Genomic DNA, 898 nt, shown 5'->3' on the forward strand with positions numbered 1-898 from the left:
GCGGTAATCCTTGGCAACGTTGAGTTGATGAAATTTGAACTAGGGGATGAAGTAAGCCGTGTCGAAGAAGAAGTCCATGCCATCATGGAGCAAATCGACCGAATCCGAAATATTACGCGAAGCTTGCTGCAATACAGCCGACACGGTGGCGTGCAGGATGAGATCACTTGGCAACACATCAACCCGATCGTCGATGAAAGTATCACGCTCGTGAAAACTGGGGCGAAAAAGCGCGGCATGGTTTACGTTTCGAACTTAAACGCTAAAACATCGGTTGAAGTAAATCGAAACCAACTGCTGCAGATTCTGGTCAACCTACAAATGAATGCTATTCATGCAATGGACGGGCAGGGAACATTAACAATCTCGAGTGAAGATTGGGTAGAAAACGGCGTGTCTCATGGCGCTATCGTGCATGTGGAAGACGAAGGCTGTGGTATCAAGGAAGAACAGTTAAAACGCATCTTCTCGCCATTCTATACAACGAAACGCGACGGGACTGGCTTAGGCTTATCTGTGTCTCAAAGTATCTTAAGTCAAATTGGTGGCGAGATACGCGTCGAATCTGTGGTCGGCAAAGGCAGCCGCTTTAGTATTTATCTGCAACAAAAAGCGACACCACAGTTATTGGTGTCTAACCTCTAAACCTGCTACGGCTATCGTTCGATGGTTGCCCTAGCTCGCTTGGGCTGTTGTTTTTACATTCAGCCCAAGCACGAAAATCCCGCACTACTAAACTATCACCAATCAAACCTCAACCTCTGCCTGTTTGACCTATACCTCTTTTTGGTTATGTAACACAGTGTATATTTAGCGTTCTTGATGCATATCATCTGAACTGTACGAAATTTTGATAACTTGGTCGAAAATCCATAATCAAAACAAATAATAAAGTCAG

Annotated in this window: 1 protein-coding gene; it reads left to right on the forward strand. The window is 44.8% G+C overall.

Annotated elements, in window-relative coordinates; genetic code table 11:
• Positions 1–645, forward strand: a 645-nt coding sequence (locus BCT81_RS04405; protein ID WP_241908157.1) for an ATP-binding protein, incomplete at its 5' end; no start/stop codon positions are given.
• Positions 646–898: the final 253 nt, after the last annotated feature.

Origin of the sequence: Vibrio sp. 10N.261.52.A1, from assembly GCF_002876325.1 — a bacterium.
GTDB lineage: Bacteria > Pseudomonadota > Gammaproteobacteria > Enterobacterales > Vibrionaceae > Vibrio > Vibrio chagasii.